This is a genomic window from Flavobacterium sp. GL_143 (genome assembly GCF_057834355.1).
This window is the reverse complement of record NZ_CM174401.1, coordinates 842,080-862,328: the sequence shown is the minus strand read 5'-3', so window position 1 is coordinate 862,328 and position 20,249 is coordinate 842,080. Positions and strand designations below refer to the sequence as shown.

Annotated in this window: 13 protein-coding genes and 1 pseudogene; 5 read left to right on the top strand and 9 right to left on the bottom strand. The window is 30.6% G+C overall.

Annotated features, from left to right (window positions below):
* Positions 1-122 precede the first annotated feature (122 nt).
* The 6 genes from AC3IPI_RS03665 to AC3IPI_RS03640 form a co-directional block, all read right to left on the bottom strand.
* Positions 123-899, bottom strand: coding sequence for a carbonic anhydrase (locus AC3IPI_RS03665; protein WP_489157181.1), 777 nt, complete (start codon positions 897-899; stop codon positions 123-125).
* Between the two features lie 94 nt (positions 900-993).
* Entirely contained in the window at positions 994-2,220 is a 1,227-nt protein-coding gene (locus tag AC3IPI_RS03660) for a cation:dicarboxylate symporter family transporter (RefSeq protein WP_489157179.1), read from the bottom strand.
* Positions 2,221-2,281: 61 nt separating this feature from the next.
* Positions 2,282-3,592: an MFS transporter gene (locus AC3IPI_RS03655; RefSeq protein WP_489157177.1), complete on the bottom strand. Its 1,311-nt coding sequence runs from the start codon at positions 3,590-3,592 to the stop codon at positions 2,282-2,284.
* A gap of 12 nt (positions 3,593-3,604) precedes the next feature.
* Positions 3,605-5,038: a porin gene (locus tag AC3IPI_RS03650; RefSeq protein ID WP_489157175.1), complete on the bottom strand. Its 1,434-nt coding sequence runs from the start codon at positions 5,036-5,038 to the stop codon at positions 3,605-3,607.
* A gap of 142 nt (positions 5,039-5,180) precedes the next feature.
* The gene (locus AC3IPI_RS03645) at positions 5,181-6,389 is read right to left on the bottom strand and encodes a sensor histidine kinase (protein ID WP_489157173.1); all 1,209 of its coding nucleotides are present in this window, start codon (positions 6,387-6,389) and stop codon (positions 5,181-5,183) included.
* A gap of 54 nt (positions 6,390-6,443) precedes the next feature.
* Positions 6,444-7,118: a response regulator transcription factor gene (locus AC3IPI_RS03640; RefSeq protein ID WP_489157171.1), complete on the bottom strand. Its 675-nt coding sequence runs from the start codon at positions 7,116-7,118 to the stop codon at positions 6,444-6,446.
* 1,753 nt (positions 7,119-8,871) lie between these two features.
* Here AC3IPI_RS03640 and AC3IPI_RS03635 point away from each other — a divergent pair.
* Positions 8,872-9,694, top strand: a pseudogene (locus tag AC3IPI_RS03635) (transposase).
* Positions 9,695-10,468: 774 nt separating this feature from the next.
* Complete coding sequence (locus AC3IPI_RS03630) at positions 10,469-13,594, top strand: TonB-dependent receptor (protein WP_489157169.1); 3,126 nt, start codon at positions 10,469-10,471, stop codon at positions 13,592-13,594.
* Positions 13,595-14,789: 1,195 nt separating this feature from the next.
* On the opposite strand, the gene AC3IPI_RS03625 is transcribed toward AC3IPI_RS03630, so the two are convergent.
* From AC3IPI_RS03625 to AC3IPI_RS03615, 3 genes are all read right to left on the bottom strand, one after another.
* The gene (locus AC3IPI_RS03625) at positions 14,790-16,001 is read right to left on the bottom strand and encodes a phage integrase SAM-like domain-containing protein (RefSeq protein WP_489157167.1); all 1,212 of its coding nucleotides are present in this window, start codon (positions 15,999-16,001) and stop codon (positions 14,790-14,792) included.
* A 266-nt stretch (positions 16,002-16,267) separates the two neighbouring features.
* The gene (locus AC3IPI_RS03620) at positions 16,268-17,104 is read right to left on the bottom strand and encodes an IS3 family transposase (protein WP_489159212.1); all 837 of its coding nucleotides are present in this window, start codon (positions 17,102-17,104) and stop codon (positions 16,268-16,270) included.
* A complete protein-coding gene (locus AC3IPI_RS03615) occupies positions 17,101-17,619 on the bottom strand; it encodes a transposase (protein WP_489153903.1) in 519 nt (172 codons plus the stop codon). The genes AC3IPI_RS03620 and AC3IPI_RS03615 overlap by 4 nt, the downstream gene beginning before the upstream one ends.
* Positions 17,620-17,805: 186 nt before the next feature.
* Between AC3IPI_RS03615 and AC3IPI_RS03610 the strand changes: the two genes are divergently transcribed.
* From AC3IPI_RS03610 to AC3IPI_RS03600, 3 genes are all read left to right on the top strand, one after another.
* On the top strand, positions 17,806-18,534 hold the full coding sequence (locus AC3IPI_RS03610) for a hypothetical protein (protein ID WP_489157165.1): 729 nt from the start codon (positions 17,806-17,808) through the stop codon (positions 18,532-18,534).
* Between the two features lie 92 nt (positions 18,535-18,626).
* Positions 18,627-18,914, top strand: coding sequence for a helix-turn-helix transcriptional regulator (locus AC3IPI_RS03605; RefSeq protein WP_143376224.1), 288 nt, complete (start codon positions 18,627-18,629; stop codon positions 18,912-18,914).
* 96 nt (positions 18,915-19,010) lie between these two features.
* On the top strand, positions 19,011-20,189 hold the full coding sequence (locus tag AC3IPI_RS03600) for a VapE domain-containing protein (RefSeq protein WP_489157163.1): 1,179 nt from the start codon (positions 19,011-19,013) through the stop codon (positions 20,187-20,189).
* Positions 20,190-20,249: the final 60 nt, after the last annotated feature.

The following is a 20,249-nucleotide window of genomic DNA, read 5'->3' as shown; positions in this document are numbered from 1 at the left end:
ATTCCAATACCAATAAATATTCTACTTAATTTATATCTTTTGTTTTGCTTTTGCAGTTCCTTTATTATATGAAATCCCTAAAGTTTTATACAAATCAGTACGATATCACTCTGTATGTTTTTTTAATGTTTCATATTTGATTTTGGTTGTGGAAGACTTATTAAAGTTTCATTTAAAAATTCAACTTTTCCACTATGAATGTCATATATAGCTCCAATTATTAAAATTTCGCCGTCTGAATATTTTTTATGTAAAATTGGATCCAAATCACGCAAAACATTAACTTGGTCAATAACACTTTGTCTTACAGCATTATCTACAGGGTCGCCAACTAAATGAGATGATTTGGCTACAGCAGGTTTTATATCATTTATCAAAGTGACAATGTGTCCAGGGACATTCTCTTTTCTATGAACAGCAGCTTCAACAGCCCCGCATTTGGTATGACCTAGAACAACTATTAATTTTGTTTTTAATTTTAAAACTGCAAATTCCATACTACCATATGAAGCTGCAGCCGAAACTTGTCCGGCGGTCCGAATAATAAATAAATCGCCAAGCCCCTGATCAAAAATCATTTCATTTGGAACACGTGAATCTGAACAACCTACAATTATAGCAAATGGTTGTTGCTCTTTTTCTAATTTATTGATATAATTTATATCTTGTCTTGGTCGTATTGTCAACCCTTCAATAAATCTTCTGTTTCCACCTTGCAGTTTTTTAATTGCATACCGTGGATTTGCATATGCAGAATCTCGGTTGATTATGTAGTGTTGGGCTTTCCACTTTACTGAATCAGTAACTGTAGTTATTTTTTTAGTTGATCTTTCTTTCTGAGCAAAAAGTATGTTATGGATAAACATAAGAATCAAGGTCGTAAAAAGTATTTTTCTCATAAATTTTGGCAATTATTTTCTAGAGACATTTTATAAAGCTTTTAATCGAAAAAGAGAATTTGATGCACAAAAATTAAAATGTCTTTAACATATTCTATTTGTTATCTAAGGTTTCTTCCATAACTAAAAACTCATTTTCACTTTTTGATATTACTATTGTTGCGACACTATTGCCAAGGAAATTGGTTATTGAACGTGCTTCACTCATAAATTTATCAACACCCAACAAAAATGCCAGTCCTTCGATAGGTATCTTATGAATTGCCGTAAGAGTGGAAGCTAGTACTATAAAACCACTTCCGGTTACTCCGGCAGCACCTTTAGAAGTTATCATAAGTAAGAGTATAATGCTGATAATTTCTCCAAAAGAAAGATGCACATCATATAACTGCGCTAAAAAAATAACAGCCATTGAGAGATAAATAGATGTACCATCAAGATTGAAAGAATAACCAGTAGGAACTACCAAACCAACGACAGGTTTACTGCAACCCATTTTTTCCAGTTTTGTCATTAGGTTTGGTAGTGCCGCTTCTGAGGATGATGTCCCCAAGACAATCAGCAATTCAGTCTTTAAGTATTTGATTAAAGTAAAGATGCTCATTTTGTAATATTTTAAAATTCCTCCCAGTACAAGGAAAATAAAAAAAGCCATTGTGATATAAACAGAGAGCATTAGTTTACCCAATGGAATTAAAGAATGAAGACCGAATTTTCCAATGGAATAAGCCATAGCTCCAAATGCCCCGATAGGCGCAAGGTACATAACCCACTTTAACCCCTTAAAAACAATTCTTGAACATTTGTACAGAAAATCTACTATAGATTGTCTTTGCTGCATAAAATTTAATGCAATACCCACAATGATAGCTACTAGCAAAACCTGTAGTGTAAGGTTATCCATGAAAAATTTAAGCCATGAAAAACTTTGTGGATTAGAAGTATATTTACTTGCATCATCCATATTAAGTCCCGTTTTATTAATTTTTCCAGGTTCTACAATATAAGCAACTGCGACCCCAATGGCTAGTGCAATGGTGGAAACAACCTCGAAATAAATCAATGATTTCAAGCCTATACGACCAACTTTTTTAAGATCTCCCATACCAGCAATTCCCAATACGATGGTTAGAAATATAATAGGAGCCACAAAGAGTTTAATTATGCTGATGAAACCATCACCGATTGCTTTCATTTTTACAGCATTTTCAGGGTCATTGTGACCAAATAAAACTCCTATGATTATTGCAATTAAAACCCAAAAGGTTAAGTTGGTAAGCACTTTATTTGTAAGTCCGATATTTGGTTTTTGATTATGCATTTTTTTTAATTTAAGTTATTGAGATAATGTATTTGGTTATGACAGAAAGCGAAAATGAGATTTATTCAGTATCAAAAGAGGAGTTCCTGCGGGTATCCTTCATTGTGCTGTAAACGATCAGAGATATAAAAATGCATATCGTGACATAACCGTAAAAATAAGTTTCATGACCAGCATCTTTAACCCAAAGGGCTATGTATTCTGCCGTGCCACCAAATAATGCTACAGTAATGGAATAGGGAAATCCGACACCAAGCGCACGAATTTCCGTTGGAAATAATTCAGCTTTAACAACTGCATTTATAGAAGTATATCCACTAACAATGACCAAGGCAATCATGATGTAGCCAAAAGCCTCCCATTTTCCTGAGGCACTTGAAACTGCTGTGAGTAAGGGATATGTTGCCAGAGTCCCTAAAATCCCGAACGCTAAAAGCAATGGTTTTCGCCCGATTTTATCTGATAATAACCCAAAAAAAGGTTGAATCAAAGCAAAAATAAGTAAGGACAAGAAAGTAATTAATGTAGAATCATCCTTCGTCAGATGTACTGTGTTTACAAGAAATTTTTGCATGTATGTACTATAGGTATAGAAGGCAATTGTTCCGCCAAGAGTTAAACCAACAACAGTAGCCAATGCTTTCGGGTGGCGCATTAATTCTCGTAATGAACCATTCTTTTTCACAACATCTTCTCTTTTTTTAAATGCTGATGTTTCGTCCATATGACTTCGCAAATACAAGGCTACTATAGAAAGCACTGCTCCAATAAAAAATGGAACGCGCCATCCCCATGAGTGCATTTGCTCATCTGTTAAGAAGAGCTTTTGCATGGCAAGCTGAATTCCTAGTGCAATTAATTGCCCTCCAATCAAAGTTACATATTGAAAACTGGAGAAAAAGCCGCGATGTTTTGCCGTTGCCATTTCACTTAAATAAGTTGCTGATGTGCCATATTCTCCACCAACACTCAATCCCTGAAGCATACGTGCTACAAGCAATAATATTGGAGCCAACACACCTACAGCCTCATAAGACGGCGTGAGAGCAATTAGCAAACTTCCCAATGACATTAACAATACAGAAAGCGTCATAGAAAATTTTCGTCCTCTCTTATCTGCTAAACTCCCAAAAAGCCAGCCACCGAGGGGGCGCATCAAAAAACCTACAGCAAATATTCCGGCTGTGTTCAGTAATTGTGCTGTGCTATCGCTTTCTGGAAAAAAAACTGGAGCAAAATATATGGAAAACGCTGAATAGGCGTACCAATCATACCACTCAACAAGATTTCCTATGGAGCCGCTCATGATCGCTTTTAATCTTCGACTGGTTGTCATTTCTTCTGGTTTTACTACTGTATTTGGTTGAGACATAATCATGGTTTTTTATAAATAAATATTAACAGAAGCAATTAATTCCCCTGCTCTTTTGAAGACTCTGTTTGTTACTTTGTCATATAAAGGACGATTTGAATATTGCAATGAAATTTTGGCATTGTGTCCGTCCAGGATAAAATTTGTCCCTAGATCATAATAACTTCCACTTTCGGCAAGTGCATCAATTTTTTTTAAAGCATAGGCTGCAAAAGGTTGAATTCTAACTTTGTCGCTAAACTTTGGAAGTAAAAAGCCCGCCTGGGTATACCAAATTTTCCCGGTCCCGAAAAGATATCTTGAGTTCCCAAACCCTTCTTTGGCAATTGCTCCAGTAAAATTTGGATCAGCAGTACCAGGATTCATTATTGCAGTTGTTCGGATATAATTGGGACCAAAATTATAATCATATAAAACACTGTAAACTGTAACTGCCATGTTTTTATCCTTTGGTCCGACAGGGAGATCCCCAAAAACATCTAAACCCAAAATGGAGATATCGTGACTTTCGAAGATACCAGTTGTAGGTTGCGTCATAGTTCCCTCTTTAGTAGAATAAAATCCTGCACCAATATTTAAGACCTTCTTTTCACCTAGATAACTTCCTGCTAAAAATGGAGTAGTCCTATTCTCTTTTTCAAAAAATTGATAATCAAAATAACCGGCAAACGAAAGTTTTCCGCTCTTATTATTGTCTACAGCTCCAGTTGCTACCGTAGGAATTAAATTGGTTGCAAATGGTTTGTTAACATTTATTCTATAGGCCAATTTTTTATATTCGCCATGCGCAAAAATCCCCATTTGTCTTGAAAACTGATCAGAAACTTCGATAGTTGCAAAATTAAAAACAGGTAAATCACCGGCCAACATTTTGGTAGAACTTGCATTGGTTAAACGACTTATACCATTCCATCCGTGTAAACCTGCACCCAAATAGAGGTTAAAATTATTCCGTTTTTTTGTCTCTAAATCAATAGATTGAATAATAGCAAATTCATTATAAGCATCAAGAAAAAAGAACGGTGCTTTCTTACCAGCACCATTTGTACCAGTTCCGGTTCCACCACCAGAAATAAATGATTGGTTATTCATTCCCATTTGTACAAACATCAAATATCTAGGTGAAAGTTGTGCTGTAACAGAAATTCTCATCCTTCTGATTCCAGCATCATAGGTTGTTTCTTGTGCCACTCCATTAACGGCTGTTCCTGGGTTGTTTTCAATAACACGAAACCAGGTTTGATTTGAAAAGCCAAATTTTAAATACTTACTTCCGTCTTCATTTAATTTGATTTTTAAATCACCAATTCCTTTTAATTTCGGTTTATTCTCTATTTTAGAATTTTTTTTTGAAGCATCTGTTTCCTGACCAGACACAATACCAGAAAAGGACAATAAAAATGTAATACTGAAGATAATTGGTTTAAAACTTTTAATATAATTCATAATGTTTGCATAAAAGATTAGAAATAAATAATAATTCGTGTAGTTTCTTACGATTACAAACTAAAAATGAAATTCTGATGAAATTTTGAAGTAAACCTGAGTTAATATTGAAATTTCAATCGATTTCGTAATTGTTAGAAAATTATTCCCCATCAAAATTTATTTCCACGGTATGAAGCTCGTCAACGAAAGAATATAGGATAGAAAAATGAAAGATTTCGGTTATTTTTCTAACAATGGATAGACCAATACCAATAGAGTTTAGGGATTGATTGTTTTTTTTGAAACGTTCAAATAACTCTTCGGTGGGTACTGTAGGAACAATTCCGGTATTACGAATCGTAAATATATTCTCATTAAGATTTATAAAAATAGAGCCGTTGTGGTTATTATGTTTTAAGGCATTACTTAAAAGGTTGTCAAAAAGAATTTTGCACAATTCTTCATTAATAAGCACTGATATTCCGTCAGAAATTTCATAGAACATTTTAATTCCTTTCAAATCTGCAAGTTCAACAAACGATGAAACTGAATGTTGGAGAATTTTTGATATATCGGAAGGTGAAGTAGTATTATTTTGATAGTTTTCAAGTTTTGTGAGCAAAGTAAGAGCATGATTAATTTTTGAAAGTTTCTCCAGTTCTTCATAGATAACAGTAAGTTTTATAAGTTGCTCTTCACTTAAATCACTTTGCATTAGCAGTTCTGTTTTTGCTTTAATGACAGCTATTGGTGTTTGAAGTTCGTGTGAGGCATTTTCTGAAAACTCTTTTAATATTGTGAAATCTTTTGAAGCTTTTTCAGTCATCTTATATAAAAAAGCGTAAAGTTCTTCAAATTCATAAGTACTTGTTTTTTCAAAAACAATTGTTTCTTTTTGGTCAACATTGAAATTCCGGATAGCTTGTAAAGCCGAATAAAAGGGAGAAAGAATATATCCTGCAAAAATCTCACTTAAAACAACAACAACTGAGATAAGAAATATAAAGGTCCAGGCAAATACCATGAATATACCTTCAAGGTAAATAGTATCTGCTGTAATGATGTAGGTAGAACTTGTGATTGCAATTTTTTTATTGCTTATAAAATGTAATGTTGTCAGTCTAATGTTTGTAATGGTATCACGTAGGTCAGGACTCCACATCTTTTGGTAATTTACTACTTCTTTTTTGTTACTACTTCTATTGTTGAGCAATTGGATAGTAATGTTTTTTTGAGAATATGTTAGTGAAATTTTATCACAACTTAGTTCTTTTGCTACATGAATGTTGGTATTTCTTAATTTGCCAATAGCAGTTTGAATAGTACTTCTTTTTACTGCTGTATAAACAATAGAAAATCCGACAAGCAACGTAAAAAAAGTTATTATGGAATAGGCAATAGTATATTTGTAATTAAGCCTCATCTAATAATTACTGATTTTATATCCCAACCCATAAATTGTTTTGATATAATCTTCTCCTCCGGCATCAGTAATCTTTTTTCTTAGATTTTTAACATGTTGGTAAACAAAATCAAAATTATTAAGATTGTCAATATAGTCTCCCCAAAGATGTGATGCAATAGCTTGTCGGGACAAAACGCGGTTAGTATTGTTAAGAAAATACAATAATAGATTGGTCTCTTTTTTTGTGAGTATAATATCGATACCATTAATTTTGGTTTCCATTGAGAAAATATCCACAACTATTTCATTAAATTCAATCTTAGCATCTTTTAATCCATGTCTGCGAGTGACTGCCTTTATTCGCGAATATAATTCAGGTAGAGGAAATGGCTTAGTAATATAATCATCGGCACCTTCATCGAAGCTTTTAACTTTAAAATCTAGCGAATTTTTTGAAGAAATTATAATGATGGAACTTTCGATATTAGATTTTTTTAAAATTTTTAAAAGATCAATTCCATTACCGTCAGGAAGCAAAAGATCAAGAATAATACAATCATAAGTAAAAAGGGTAATTTTTTCACGAGCTTTATCAAAAGTTAGCGCAATCTCACATATATTATTTTCTTGCACAAGGTAGTTTGCTATGCTGTTTGTCAGTTCGACATTATCTTCAACCAAAAGTAATTTCATAATCATTCAAAATAAAAATCAAAAAAATCAAATCAAAAACAGTTTTAATTTGCTCAAAAAAGATTGTTTTTTGATAAGATGGAAAGGTTAATGTTTTATTTTTTATGAATTATATCGCTGTTATTTTTGATTTTTTTCAGTCGAAAGTAAAAATTACCGCTTTAACTAAGGTGAAGCAAATTTAAAAAATTGCACTAAAGAAGAATGGAAGAATAAGACATAAAAACAGGACGATGGAACTTTGTTGGAGATTTCACATTAGAAATCTATCTGGCAAATCATGAAAGAAATATTGAAGTATTTTAGGGAAAATTAGGTTATGAAATAGAAGTTCAAAAAAAGTGAGACTTTAAAACTCCACTTTTAATTGATTATGGATATAAATTATGTAGTTTGGTAGTTAGTAGTTACTTCGGGAACATTTTTTTTACAGATTCAATTCCGTTTATCTCTTGAAGTCGTACTTTTATACATTTCGCTCGCTAGAGTGTTTATATTTAGTAGTGCATGGGGACAATCAAGTGGATCGGTAAATATATTAATTGGTAGTTTCACGACCGTATAGAAACAACTCGAGCGGTTCATACTCTGATTGATTAGAGCCAGTGCTTTTGGAGTAATAACATCTAATTTCAATTGATTTTTAAGAGGGTTAACTAGATTATTGGTAAAAATACACTTGGATATTATATTCAATCAGGGCAATTTGAATTGCTTAAAGGGGTAAAAGATAAAAAACTCCTTTATTTTGAAATGGAAATCCGTTTTAATACGGAGTTCCCTTAGGATTATACTTATGGTCTAGACAATATTCAAAATTTGTCTACAACGAAAAACGCATTAGATTTATTGGTAGAGGAATTCTATAAATTGCTTGAACAAAAAAAGCTCTATGGAGTATTCTTCACTACTAAAAAAATAAAATTAAAAGATAAACAGATGTAAAGTAATTATCAGAAAAAGAAATAGGCGATATAGTAAAAGAATTATATTTATCAAAAATTAAGCAATTGTATCCTTTAGATGATTACAAAGTAAGAATTTATGGAAATGGTAAACTCGTTCAATTTGTAAGCAAAAACTAAAATGAAGATGGGAACAAATATCTTTTTAGATTTACTATGCAACTATTAATGTTAGGCGGAAACAATGGAGAAAGTGCCTTAAATTATTTATTCTATGTGCCTAAAGGGAAACCGAATTAGAAGTTTTTTAGGGTATATAAAATAATAATTACAGAAGAAGAGCTGTTTTTGTTAGGAAAGCTTTTAACAAGACGATTAAAAAATCTTGTGTTACTATCATTATTTTCTTTATCAATTAGCTTTAATTATTGATTATCAAAACTATATTGATCGTGATGTTACCATGCGTAGGATTCTTTTAATAGAAAAATAAGTACCTACAATATTGATCGTATAGAGAATGAATTTAAAGTTCAAAATAAGGACATCCTCACTTACACATATGATACATCTTCTAATTAAAAATATCTCAAAATATTTTTAATTAATACTTTTAATAACCAGAAGAAAAAAAATATTTGGAACAGGTAGACTATAGAAAAATTAAAGAAAAAGATTAATAAAGATTATGTGTTTTGACAAAGTTAATATTCCCTATGAAACGGTTCGTAATGATAATAAAATGAAGGAAATAAGCTTTTTTATTAATTCAAGTTGCTAGTTTATAGGTAATAAAAAACAAAGTACCAGTTCAGTAAATTTGTTTTGCGAACCAATAAATTTTACCCATGCTTTGTAAACAAAAAATTATATTAATTTTTTGTTTAATAAATGATATTTTACAAGGAATTAATCATCTTGAAGATGTAAGAAGGTGTATGAGTGATAGTGAAATTGTCCTGACAGCTATTGTATTATCAACGAGTTTTTAGGGCAATCATAGCTCAGCTATTAAGTTTATGAAAGAATATGGATTTATTCCAAAGATGTTAGATAAGAGCAGGTTCAATAGAGGGTTACATAAAATTGACAAACTTCTATATGAATTGTTTGAGATTATAACTCTCTAATTTTAAAGACTTCTATTGTGAGATGCAATATATTATCGATTCGTTTAATCTAGCCGTTTGTAAAAATATGAGAATTACAAACTCTAAGCTTCTTAAAGGTAAAAAATATAGAGACTATATATCCAAGTATGAGAAATTATTTTTATGGAGTAAAAGTTCAGTTATTGATAACTAAAAAAGGGAAATCTATACCATTTCATTTTACTCCAGGAGAAACCGCTGATATAAAAGTTTTAGGAAAAATGATTGGTAAGTTGCCTGCTGAAGCATCTATTTATGGAGATAGTGCATATACCTTTTATGGGTTAGAAGATTTTGCTCTAATGAAAAAACGTGTTTTATTGAAAATTCAAATACTAAACGAATAGATACAATAGAGCAAAAAAATGAAAAATTAAAAATGAGGAAAAGAGTAGAAAAAACCATAACTGATATTAAAAAAAATGTTTCCTAGAACGATACACGCTGTAATATTGGAAAGTTTTTTATAAAACTGACATTGATTGTCTTTGGACTCCAATTAAATAAAACAATTAACTAGCAACTTGAATTAATTATAATATTGAATTAAAATTTATTTGATTTTTAGTAAAATATTCTTTAGTATTCAAAAAATCTGATGATATTTTGAAATAGGCTTTTGGATTAATATCATTAATTTTTGCAATAGTTTATAAAACTTAGCTTTTAAAAAACTCAACCATTCAATTCAGTAAAATTTTCTTATTTATAAGATGTCTGATTTGTCGAGGGAAAAGTTCTATTTGCTCGATTTTGCATTTCTAAATATAATTCATTCAAGAAACAATTGTCTCTCGGATAACAGATTTATATGCATAATTTACTGAACTTAATGATAATTCTGTCTCGTAACTAGTTGTAGTCTTAGTCTCTTAAAAAAAACAAATCAAAATATTTTAAATCAGCCCGTTCAGATAATAATAAAAAACATTTTTATTATATTTTTTCGACTTTTTGAGGTTTTTAAACAATATTGATTCAATTATATTTGCATACCACTTCACAAAATTTTTCCCTTAAAAGTACCTTATTCGTAAGGTTTTTTTTTAAATAACATATTAAAAATGAGGTGTATCGCTAAGGGCTCAACGAATTGGGACAGGGTGAGAGAATGAGGATTTGAAGGACTACAACACCGTTTAAGCGGGATAACATAAAAGACTCTGAACTTATTTTTTTCAATTTAGAAATTCCAAAGCAAATTTATTTGATTCAAGCGATTTGCGAAAGCTATCAAAATGATATTATCTTAAATTCAAGATTTCTACTGCTTTAACTTAAAAAAAAAACTAAAATGGAAAAAAAGTTACAAAAAATAAAATTGTCTTTCCGACTACCAAAAGCATTAATGTCAGCTTTTGCTATACTTTTGATTTTATTGAATAGCCTATCAATAAATGCGAAAGAAAATATATCCAATTCAGAGTCAAATATTTCTTTTAGACAAAATAAAGTTGTTGATATAATAAAAGGTAAAGTTACTGATGAACTAGGCATGCCTTTAACAGGCGTAAGTGTACTTGTAAAAGGGACTAAAAGTGCGGCGGTCACAGATATTGATGGAAATTATACTGTGAATGCTAAGAAAGGAGATGTTTTACAATTTTCATACGTGGGTCTTGATACACAGTCAGTCATAGTAACAGGAGAAATCGTAAATGTAACATTAAAAGGAAGTGGGGAAACTTTAAAAGATATTGTAGTTTTAGGTTCTCGTAATCCAGCAAGAGTTGTAACGGAGTCGGCAGTGGCGATTGATGTTATTAGTATGAAGAAAATTGCTTCTCAGGGCGCTCAAACCAATTTAAATCAGATTTTAAATATGGTAGCTCCCTCGTTTACATCTAATACACAAACTGTTGCAGATGGAACAGATCATCTTGACCCGGCTCAGTTGAGAGGTCTTGGTCCTGATCAGGTATTAGTTTTATTGAATGGAAAAAGAAGACATACTTCCTCATTAGTTAACATAAACGGAACCCCCGGAAGAGGATCTGTAGGAACCGATTTGAATGCAATTCCTTCGTTTGCTATTGAAAAAATAGAAGTTTTAAGAGACGGTGCCTCTGCTCAATATGGTTCTGATGCAATTGCAGGAGTCATCAATCTTAGTTTAAAGAAAAATACAAAAAAAATTGATGTTAATCTTTTTTCGGGAAGTAATTTTTCTAGAAATGCCAATGATCATCGAGGAGGAAATGATGGGAATCATTACCAATTGGACGCAAATTTCGGAACAGATCTGGGCAAAGAAAAGAGTTTTATTAATTTGACAGGAAGTTTGCAATTACGAGATGCCACAAGCAGAGCTAATGATGCAACCGGAACAATATTCAATGCTTATAATGCAGTAGAGCAAAGAGCATTTGAAGACGGAATTAATATTAATTCTCTTTTTGCAAACATCAACAACACTTCAAATTCGACTCAAATTTTCAACACAATAAAAACGTATGCACCTCAAGTAGGTTATTTTACAGCTGCTCAGCAATCATCAATAAATAATGCTACAAACATTTCACAATTACAAACTGCATTAAATTTTGATGCTACTGATGGAGAGTTGGCCTACAGAAATCTTGAAAGAAAAGATTTTAATATGAGAGTTGGTCAATCTTCTTTTGAAAGTGTTCAGTTTTTCTTAAATGCCGCTTATCCAATAAATTATAAATTGGAAATGTATGTTTTTGGAGGAACAAGCTATAGAGAAGGAGAATCGGCAGGTTTTTATAGAAGACCAAATCAGTCAAGATCTTATACGGGTTTATATCTGAACGGATTTTTACCTGAAATTCATTCTACAATTAATGACATTTCTGTGGCTTCTGGATTTAGAGGTGTCTTTTTAAAAGATTGGAATTTTGATATTAGTAATACCTATGGGCGAAATGCATTTGATTATAGTATCGAGAATACAGTAAATTCAACTTTAAGAGAAGGTTCTCCTACGCAATTTGATGCTGGTGGTTTACGCTTTGCTCAGAACACAACTAATTTTGATATGAGTAAAAATTTCGATGTCTTAAAAGGATTAAACATTGCATTTGGTTCTGAATATCGTCATGAAATGTATGGAATAAATGCAGGAGTTCCAGAATCGTATAATCAATATGATATTAATGGAAATATAATCAACGCAACGACACCTGCAAACATAAGGGTTACTGATTTTTATGGGGCTTCGAGACCTGGGGGGGCTCAAGTTTTTCCTGGATATAGATCACAAAATGCAAAAAATCAATCTAGAAATAGCTATGGTCTTTATACTGATTTAGAGTTGGATGTTACAGAAAAGTGGTTACTAAATGGAGCAGCGCGCTTTGAAAATTACTCTGATTTTGGAAATACAACGAACTTCAAATTAGCGACCTTTTACAAATTAACAGACAATATTAATTTGCGTGGAGCTATTTCTACAGGGTTTAGAGCGCCATCATTACATCAGATTTATTATGAATCAACTGCTACACAATTTACCGGAGGAGTTCCGTTTGAAGTAGGGACATTCAGTAATGATTCTGAAATAGCAAAATTATTAGGGATTCCAAAACTAAAACAAGAGGAATCTATAAGTACTAGTGCCGGATTTACAGTTAAAATTCCTTCAGCAAATCTAACGTTAACTGCGGATGCTTATTTTATAAAAATTGATGACCGAATAATATTAACTGACCAATTTATTCCTACTCCGCTTATACAACCTTTATTTAATCAGGCTGGGGCAACTGCAGCAACTTTTTTCGCCAATGCAATTGATACAGAATCAAAAGGAATAGATGTAGTTATAAGTAACAAAATATGGTTAAACGAAAACCTGACATTACAAAATGATTTCTCAGCAACTTTTTCGAAAACACATCAGGTAGGTGATATACATGCATCGCCAATATTAGAAGCTTCAAATCAGGTAAACACGTATTATTCTGAATCTTCCAGAATTTATCTTGAGGAAGCAATTCCAAGGATAAAAGCAAACTTCACGAATAACCTTATCTATAAAAGACTAGATTTCTTTTTTAGAAATGTATACTTTGGTCAGGTAACCGATCCAAATGTTGCTGATATAAATGGTGATGGTCTCGTAGGTGCAATTGTTGTAAATGGAAAAGCTGTTGAAAATGAACATCCAATATTGGGAGCTAAAATCATTACCGATATGTCTGTTGGAATAAAAATTACTGATGCGACAAGAGTTGTTATTGGGGCCAACAATATTTTTGACATTTATCCGGATAAAAATCTAGGGACTCAAATGGCAAAAAGAGCTAATGGTGTTGATGCTAACGGTACTATCATCTATGCTCCTGTTGCGACTGCCATCGATTTGTCTAACCAAAACCAATTTGTTTATTCAAGAAATGTGTCTCAATTTGGTCAAAATGGACGTTTTGTTTTTGCTAGACTAAGTTTTAGCTTCTAAATTTATTTTGTAAACTATACTATTACAAAGCCGTCAAAAAATATTGACGGTTTTTTTGTTAATTTTAGATTTGATTTCATTGAGTATAATTAGTTATTAAGTTTTTCTTGTGTATTGCAATATTTTTAATTTCTGTTACTCTGTGGATTTTGACAAATTGTATTTAAAATTATTTCTTAACTGTGGAGGAAGTTTTAATTCTGATTGTTTTTTTTAGTTTGCAGTACTTCTCCATCAGGCAAATATTATTGCCTAAAATGGCAAAATAGCTTAGTATGTAATTTGACAGATTGTATAAAATGGAATTACTTTTGAACAGTAGTGAATTTTTATTTACTACCTTTTTTTTCGAAACACAAATAAGGTGTCGTGTAATTTTTTTGTTGTTAATCTATTGGTTAATTATAAAATTAGATTTTTTATAGTTTTCACTCGTTGCATTTTGTGTACCATCCGTAGTAGATATTTGATTTATTTACAGCCATTATTTTTATACGAGTGATGGTTCCGTTTAAGTGAAAGTTTACTTTACTGAAAATATGACTTTGCGGTATTATAAGCAAAAAATCATTTTTATCTGAATTAATCAAGTTAGTCTATTTACGTATTTAAAATCGAAATAATTATACTACCATGTAGCTGCTATTTTAGAAATTATGTTTTTACATGTCAATACATTTGTGGAAAGAAATAATGAAATTCAATAGAATTCTTTTCACAGTTTTAAAAGTGATTAATTTATGGAGTTATCGTTGATATGATGAATTAGCTTTAAAAATAGCTAGTTTATTAGTGATTTATATAACCGTTATATTTTATTAGAAAAAAGAAAAATATTTTGATTTATGGAAGAAACAAGCAATTTGTAGAAATTGCTTTTCGTTTTTTAAAATTTACTTTGGCTTTCAATATTAAAAATTAAAGAGGTGTAAAGCTATCTGTTTATTCAAATTACCTGTAAACTAATGTGTTTTTGATTCGTCATTCTTAATAATCAAATTATTAAATATAGTTTGCTATGTATTGACCTATTTAGTCGTTAACTGTATTCATTAATATATTTTTCAATAATCTCTTCATACGTCCTAGAGCACATAAATCTTAAGTCAAGATTTCACTTTATGAATGATTGTGTTCATACCCACAAGGCCTAATCTATTACTCTTAAAATTGAAAAGTGTAATTTCATATTTATTTAAAAAATAATATCATCAATAATTTTGTCTAAAGTGTTACTTGGAAGTGTATTTAAATAAGACATAGTGGATTTAATATCCTTGTGACCTAAAGCTTCCTTAATAATATCTATTGAAATATTATTAAATTTCAGGATCGTTGCAAATGAATGTCTTGCGCAGTAGTAGGTTATTTTTTTTTTAATGCCTAAATTAGTAATAATCCTTTTAAGAGGTGTATTTATATAAATTTTGAGATATTTTTCTTTTTTATTACTTATGTAAGTATGGGAATCTTGATTGTTGTGAATAATGTTGAATAAGTACAATGAATCATTTGGAGGTGTGTATTCTTGAATTTTTCTCTTCCAGTATTCATTTAGTTTAAAATTTACTATTACACCAGTTTTACTCCTTTTATAAGTAATTCTGTCTTTGTATAATTCTGTTTTTTTTAATTGCATTAAGTCGATGAAATTAATTCCTCGTCCGTAATAACTTAGTAAAAACATGTCTCGAGCAATGATCTCATTTTTATCGAATAGTTCGGCATTTTTTATTAGCTCAAGTTCTTCTTCAGAGAGATATTCTTTTTTTCCACTTTCTTTAATTTTAGATACTTTAAATTTGTTGAACGGATACATTGATACAGGAATGACTTCGCGTTTAATAGCTTTATTAAAGACGGCTCTTAAAGTTCTGATTCTGATGCCAATTGTACTTTGACTATTGTTATTACCGTTTAAAAAGGATTGATATTTATAAATTGTATCTACAGATAAATCTTTGAAAGATATTTCTGTTCTATTAAAAAACCGTTGAACCGATTTTAATGTTTCCTTTTCAATGTTGTAAGTTGAAAGTTTTCCTGAATTTTTTATTTCATCCATTAAGCTTTCGTGAAATGCAGTGTAGCTTAATGCATGCTGTTTTCCCGAATCCTTTTTGAATTTGTTAATAATATCCTTTAAGGTGAATGGCGTTTCATCTAATTCAAATTCATGAATAATATTGTTAACACGACTTGAATATTTTTCAATTAGATCATTAATTTGCTTGTATTCTTTGTGCGTTTTTTTAAGGCGATCCGTTTCAAATGACCAGTCTTCATGTTTGCATTTCTTCTTGATTGATAAACTAGTATTTATCCTGTCTTTAATTAATACAAGATTAATAAAATACTCACCATCTGCATTTGGCGTTGCCTTTAGAGTAAATTTGTATGATACCATTATTGAAAATATAACTTATAATTTTTGACGAACATTTGACGAGCAAAAATACAATTAAAATAAGAAATAATGATTTATTATTCTTATTTAAAATTATAAACACCTGATTATTAGGTATTGTGATGAAAAATAAGTTATGCTAAAATAAAAAAAACCTGACTCATAATCAGGTGGTCCCTGGTTCGAGCCCAGGTGGGACCACAGTTTAAATTAGAAAAGCCTTTACAGTAATTAGACTGCACCCAAAAGTTTGGACAAATTTATAATTAAGTTTGATAATAATGAGCTCGATATTTTATCGGGCTCATTTTGTTTAAATTTGATTTAATTCTTTCGTTATTGTAATATATTATATACTTATTAATTTCTTTTTTTAATTGTTCTATTGATTTGAATTTTTGGGTATAAAACATTTCAGATTTTAATATTCCAAAGAAGTTTTCAATAATTGCATTATCTAGGCAGTTTCCTTTTCTTGACATGCTTTGTTTGATTCCTTTTTGTTTTAATAAAAGTTGGTAATGATTCATTTGATATTGCCAGCCTTGGTCTGAATGAAGTATTAAATTTGTATTATCTGGTATTTTTCTAAAGGCCTTTTTCAGCATCATAACCACTTGATTAAACACTGGTCTCTCTGTGAGTTCATAGCTGATTATTTCCTGATTAAATAAGTCAATTATTGGTGATAAATATAATTTGTTTCCAGCTACATTGAACTCTGTTATATCAGTTGCCCATTTTTGATTTGGAGCTTTTGCTTTAAAATTTCGTTCTAGTATATTTGGAGCTATTTTACCATTTTCACCTTTATAAGACTTATACTTTTTTACTCTAATAACACTTTTTAACCCTAATAGATTCATCAATCTAAGAACTGTTTTATGATTGATAACCAGTCCTCTGTTTTGTAATTCATCGGTTATTCTTCTGTAACCATAACGCCCTTTATGTCTGTGATAAATGACTTTAATCAACTCTTTAATTTCTTTATATTTATCAGGTGACTTACTTTGTTTTTGATGATAATAAAAACTGCTGCGTGCCATATTTGCAAGGTTCAAAAGTAATTCCAAACCAAATTTATGCCTTAATTCGTTTATGGCTTTGGATTTTTCCTGGCTTGAATTAAGGCTTGCAGCTTTTTTAGCAATTCATTCTCACAGCGAAGTCTTTCGTTTTCTTTTAGCAGTTCTTGCTCTCTTGTCAGGGGTTTCTCTGATTTACTTTTTTTGCCTTTATTATTACTCATCGATACGGGTCTGCCTCTTTGTTTTGGTTGTAATCCTACTAGTCCAAAGTTAGCAAAATCTTTTTTCCATTTTAAAACTATGGAAATATCGGGAATATTAAATCTTATACCAGTCTGCATTAAGGTAAGGGATTCCTTTTCTATGATATTGAGCACTTTTAGCTTAAATTCGGCTGAATAGCTTTGATTCATTCGTGACAATAAACCAATTTTACCATATGCCTTATAAAAACTGACCCACTTACGAATATTCCATCTTGCAGTCTTTTTTAATTTTGAAACATATCCATCTGAATAATGCTTCTTTAAAACCAATTCTACACATTCTAACTTAAATGCATAGTCATACCTTGCTTTTCTTTCCATAAAAAATGCCCCAAATAGTGTCTAACTTTTTGGGGCATGTTCAAATGTAGAGGCTTTTTTGTTTTCATCAGTACAATATATGTATAACAAATTGCTGACCTAGTAAAGATAGTAAACTTTTCATTCTGTTTCAATTAGCTGTATTTTTTAGTATTTTTACTTTTCAATTAAAAAATAATTAGCGTTATGTCAAGAATAATTGAAAAAGTTTTTTTCTTTCTTCATCAACAAATACAAAAGGTAAATTCTAAAATAACCTCCAAAAAGGTTACACTTATTTTTGCCCCGCTATTACCTATTTTGGTAGTTATCATCACTGCTTTTCAGTTATACAATGGTGATTTAATTCCATTCAATTTAATAGTTCTATTTTTTGGAGTTATTTTTTCATTTTTACTTACAGTATCATCCATATATTTTTTAAAAGGTGATAATATTTTTAATCGATATAATAGAGAAAAGTCAAATAGTAATTTATCTCAGTTCCAAAATACATCAAAGTCTACAAACAATATATCTGAGCAAAAAGTAGCGGATTTAATTGAGGCTAATAGAGAGGTAATAAAATACTATTATATTGAATTTAAAAAGATTGAGCTATTTAACGATGACAAATTATTAATTGACTTTCAAAGTTTGATTGCTAATTGCTTAAAAAAAACTAAGAACAATTATTTTTTTAAATTAGAAATTAGTGCTCAGGAAACACACGGTTTTATCAATGAATTTATGATTCCTTTCTTGATAAAATTAGATTCAAACAGTGTAATTCCTAAAAAAAGTATAGCTTCTCTGCTACAATATAAAAAAGCAGGTAAATATATTCCGGTAAATGAAAAATCATTATCCGATAAAAATAGAATAACCGTTACCCTTTATCAAAAAAAGGTATACGAAAGTGTTCAAAAAATGTAGATTCCTCGAATTATTATGTGACCAAGTCGCAATTCCACGTTTCATCTAGTTTCATTCCAATAGTTTAGCCTCATAATTCTAAAACAAAAATTATGAACCCACAAAAAATTATTGAACAGTTAAATGAAATTAAAATGATGATTACAAAAGGTAATCAGTTCCAAAAAGAGATTTTTACTATTAAAGATCTGATGAACTATACAGGCTTTTCAGATAGTACGATTCACAAATTATCTGCTAAAAAATTAATCCCTCATAACAAGCCAACCAATGGAGCTTTATTCTTCGATCGAGTTGAGATTGTTGAATGGATTAGAAAGCACAAAGTCTATTCAGATGAGGAAGTTTTGTCTAAATTTTCCAAGCAGTTAAAAAAATAAGCGTTCAAAAAAACACTTTTGAACGCTTAGAAATTTTTATGTAACTCAAAAGAGTGTATGCAAATATAGGTATTATGCTCATTCATCAAATTATTTATGGAAGAAATAAGCGTATATGATGTGTCATCACGCAAGGATTCTGTGTATGACAAAATTCAGGAAGAATTATCTAAGTATTTTAAAATCAAGTTTAATGAAATTTCATTGGAGTATGAAATTTTTGATGCAAACTCTACATGTAAAATCGATTTTAACGAGTCCTCTTTGTTAATACATCTTCATAGAGAAAAATTAAATGTTAGTCCGCAGGTTTTTAAAACATATTTAAAGTCACATTTTGTGGAACGTATTAATCCACTGATAGAGTACTTTAAAAGTTTACCACCTTGGAACGGTAAAGATCATGTCAAAAGGTACGCCAGCTATGTAAATACTGACGATAACGAGTTGTTTAACCTCCACCTTCTTAAATGGGCAGTTCGTGCCGTTAAAACGGTATTTCTGAAGGAGGCTATAAATAAACATGTATTGGTTTTAGAAGGAGGTCAGAGTTTTGGTAAATCTTATTTTTTAAATTTTTTATGTCCCACCCAACTTGAAAAATATTTATATACAAATTTAGGAGTAGGAAGGGATGAACGTATTAAGCTAGCAAAGTCTTTGATCATTAATGTTGAAGAATTAGATGTCATGGGGAGATATGATATCAATGCTATTAAAGCACTTATAAGTCAAGTTTCTATTAATGAGCGTTTACCATATGCAGATAAATCAACTTTACTCTATCGGACTTGTTCATTTTTAGCATCAACAAATCGTGCTGAATTTTTATGTGATGATACAGGTTCTGTAAGGTGGATTATTTTTAGCGTTATCGAGAAGATTGACTTTTCCTATAGTAAAGAATTTAATATAGATGATTTTTGGTCACAAGCTTACCATATTTTTAAATATCAAAAAGAATTTAAATCAGATTTAACTCAGGAAGAAATAAAGGTCAATGAATTGAGAAATGAACGTTTTACTGTACAAACAGTAGAGAATGAATTTGTTTTAAAATACTATTCGGTTAGTGATAATATTTCAGATTTTAGGACACCATCGGAAATTGTAACAGAACTACAGGTTATGGGACATAAATTAATTGCTCAAAAAGTTGGCTCAGCACTAAAAAAATACAATTTTACCAGAATCAAGCATGCAAAACGTCAAGTATATGGCTATTTAGCAAAAACCAAATTTAGGGATTCTCCTTGGGGATTTACAGATTCTTAAATATACTTACCTAGTTACCTAATTGCACATTAATTAATTGAATTTTAGCTATTTATTTAG